General features: G+C 70.5%; 3 protein-coding genes. All 3 read left to right on the plus strand.

Annotated elements, in window-relative coordinates; genetic code table 11:
• The first annotated feature begins 350 nt into the window (after positions 1-350).
• The 3 genes from ACFQ4O_RS16415 to ACFQ4O_RS16425 all read left to right on the plus strand — a co-directional run bounded on the left by ACFQ4O_RS16415 (position 351) and on the right by ACFQ4O_RS16425 (position 3025).
• Complete coding sequence (locus ACFQ4O_RS16415) at positions 351-1346, plus strand: KpsF/GutQ family sugar-phosphate isomerase (RefSeq protein ID WP_378777266.1); 996 nt, start codon at positions 351-353, stop codon at positions 1344-1346.
• 96 nt (positions 1347-1442) lie between these two features.
• Complete coding sequence (locus ACFQ4O_RS16420; RefSeq protein WP_271204821.1) at positions 1443-2213, plus strand: motility protein A; 771 nt, start codon at positions 1443-1445, stop codon at positions 2211-2213.
• On the plus strand, positions 2213-3025 hold the full coding sequence (locus ACFQ4O_RS16425; protein ID WP_378777268.1) for an OmpA/MotB family protein: 813 nt from the start codon (positions 2213-2215) through the stop codon (positions 3023-3025). Before ACFQ4O_RS16420 ends, ACFQ4O_RS16425 begins: the two co-directional genes overlap by 1 nt.
• Positions 3026-3129 lie beyond the last annotated feature (104 nt).

Raw genomic sequence — 3129 nt, forward strand, 5'->3', positions numbered from 1 at the left:
GGCGCCGAGCGAGCCGCGCAGCCCCGCGGAGTCCGTCTCCAGAGTCTGGGCGCGCGCCGGCGCGGCCGCGGCGATGGCGGCGAGCGTGACGGCGCTGAGCGCGCGGCGTAGCGTCATGGCGTCCCTGTGGAGCGGCCGCAGGGAAATGGGCGGCCGTCATGGTTAAAGACCATGGGCCGGACGTGGTTAATGAAGCCTTGAAGCCGTGGTTTTCTTTGGTCTCGTTCCAAGGCTTGGCGGCGCGACGGCCGGGGTGATAGAGCTTGGCGCCCAGCGCCCGAGCGGCGCCGCCCGCGCGAAAGCCGTGTCCCCGCATGCCCAAACCCGCCCGACTGCCGTCCGAAGCCCCGATGCCCGATCACGACGCGGTGGTGACGAAGCCGTCCGAGTCGGTCGCGTCCGCGCTGCGCACCCTGGAGCTCGAGGCGGCCGGACTGGCGCAGCTGGGCAAGGCGCTGCGGGGCCCGCTCGGCGCCGCCTTCGCCCGCGCGGTGGAGCTGATCGCCGGCGCCCGAGGCCGCACCATCGTCACCGGCATGGGCAAGAGCGGCCATGTGGGCCGCAAGATCGCCGCCACCTTCGCCTCCACCGGCACGCCGGCCTTCTTCGTCCATCCGGGCGAGGCGAGCCACGGCGACCTCGGCATGATCACCTCCGACGACGTGATCCTCGCGCTGTCCTGGTCGGGCGAGACCGCGGAGCTGCGCGACATGCTGCAATACGCCCGGCGGTTCCGGGTGAAGCTCGTCGCCGTCACCGCGCAGGCGAGCAGCGCGCTCGGCAAGGCTGCGGACGCGGCGCTGGTGCTGCCCCGCGCCACCGAGGCCTGCCCCCACGGGCTCGCGCCCACCACCTCCACCACCATGCAGGTGGCGATCGGCGACGCGCTGGCCGTGGCGCTGCTGGAGAGCCGCCGCTTCACGCCGAGCGACTTCAAGCGCTTCCACCCCGGCGGCAAGCTCGGCGCGGTGCTGTCCTTCGTGCGCGACGTGATGCATTCCGGCGCGGCGACGCCGCTGATCGCCTCCGGCGCCGGCATGGCCGAGGCGCTGATCGTGATGTCCGCCAAGAGCTTCGGCTGCGTCGGCGTGGTGGACGCGGGCGGCGACCTGATCGGCATCGTCACCGACGGCGACCTGCGCCGCCACATGGGTCCCGACCTCACCGCCAAGACCGTGGACGAGGTGATGACCCGCTCGCCCCGCGTGGTGCGGTCCGACGATCTCGCCGCCGAGGCCATGAGCGTGATGCAGGGCCGGGCCATCACGGCGCTGTTCGTGGTGGACGGCGGCCGCCCCGTGGGGCTCGTCCACATCCACGACCTGCTGAAGCTCGGCCTCGCCTGACCGCGGACCGCGTGCGGCTTCACGGCCTCTTAACCTCAAAACTTCACCATGGCGCCGAACGGCCGGCCACCTGCCCGGTCCTACGCGGATGCGGCCATGGATATCGCCACCATCATCGGGTTCGTCTTCGGCACGGGCGTGCTGGGCTTCCTCATTCATGAGGGCGGCGGCCTGGAGCGCTACTACTCCGAGCACGCGGTGATCGTCATCTTCGGCGGCGCCGTCGCCGCCACGCTGATCCGCTTCGAGATGGGCGCGATCCTGTCGTCGTTCCCCACCGCGATCATGACGGTGATCAAGGGCGCGCACACCAACCCGCGGGACCTGATCTCCGAAATCGCCGAGATGGCGCAGATCGTGCGCAAGTCCGGCCCGGTCGGGCTCGACAAGGCCACCCCGCACGACGCCTTCCTCGCCAAGGGCGTGCGCTACGTGGCCGACGGCTTTGACGAGACCTTCATCCGCGAGACGCTGGAGCGCGAGCGCGACCTGAACCTGCACCGGCTGGAGATGGCCTCCAAGGTGTTCCGCGGCATCGGCGACTGCGCCCCGGCCTTCGGCATGATCGGCACGCTGATCGGCATGGTGCAGATGTTCGCCGAAATGTCCGACCCCTCGAAGCTCGGCACCTTCATGGCCATCGCGCTGCTGGCGACGCTCTACGGCGCCGTGGTCGCGAACTTCTTCTTCCTGCCGATCGCGGACAAGCTCACCATCAAGTTCGCGCATGACGAGCTGAATCAGACGCTGGTCATCGACGGCGTTCTGCAGCTGCGCGCCGGCAAGAGCCCTGCGGTGGTGAAGGAGATGCTGCTGGCCTACCTGCCCGAGAAGCACCGGGCGGAGCTGGCCGAGGCGGCGGCCTGATGGCCAAGAAGAAGCACGCCGACCACGGCGGCGGCCACGGCTGGTTCGTCACCTTCGCCGACCTGATGGGCCTGCTGATGGCCTTCTTCGTGGTGCTGGTGGCGTTCTCGAACCAGGACAAGAAGAAGATGGCGATCGTCGCCGGCTCCATGCGCGAGGCCTTCGGCACGCAGCGGGAGGTGGTGGCGGCGGGCGTGGTGGACATCGGCGGCACGCCCTCGCGCACCGAGCTTCTGAACAACACCGCCAAGACGCCCGGCGAGACCGGCAACCTCGCAGGCCCCCTGTCCAAGGACCGCGCCGACACGGAAGCCGCCGCCCGCGGCTACGCCCGCGCCGCCGCGAGCCTCCGGCAGGCGCTGCGCGCCATGCCCGAGATCGCGGAGGTCTCCAACCAGATCATGATCGAAAGCTCGACCGAGGGCGTCTCAATCTCGATCGTCGATCAAGACGGGCGCTCCATGTTCGCGCAAGGCTCGGCTGTGCCGAGCCGCCGGATCACGGACGCGCTGTCGGCGCTCGCGCCCACCTTGAGGGAGCTGCCGTACCCTATCTCCATCGCCGGCCACACCGCCGGCGGCGTCTCGGAAGGCGCCAGCGCCGATCCGTGGCGGCTGTCGGCTGACCGCGCCAGCGCCGTGCGCAGCCTGCTCTCGGACGCAGGGCTGCCCGACCAGCGCTTCAGCCACGTGGAAGGCAAGGCCGCGAACGACCCCATGTTCCCCGACGCGCCCCAGATCGCCGCCAACCGCCGGGTGACGATCTCCCTCACCGCCGCCCCGGGCGCGCTGCCAATGAACCTGAAGCCGTAAGAACCAGACGGCGGGGCGGCGCGTCGTGTGGGGCGCCGTGGTTCCCGCACCGTCATGCCCGCGCCTTCGCGCGGGTATCTTCCGTGTTTGCGGTCAAGCTTTTG

This window comes from Methylopila musalis (assembly GCF_042679725.1).
Lineage (GTDB): Bacteria > Pseudomonadota > Alphaproteobacteria > Rhizobiales > Methylopilaceae > Methylopila > Methylopila musalis.

What these genes read in the sequence shown, in the direction of transcription:
- ACFQ4O_RS16425 (WP_378777268.1), top strand. Translation starts at nt 2,213, where the DNA reads ATGGCCAAGAAGAAGCACGCCGACCACGGCGGCGGCCACGGCTGGTTC.
- ACFQ4O_RS16415 (WP_378777266.1), top strand. Translation starts at nt 351, where the DNA reads ATGCCCGATCACGACGCGGTGGTGACGAAGCCGTCCGAGTCGGTCGCG.
- ACFQ4O_RS16420 (WP_271204821.1), top strand. Translation starts at nt 1,443, where the DNA reads ATGGATATCGCCACCATCATCGGGTTCGTCTTCGGCACGGGCGTGCTG.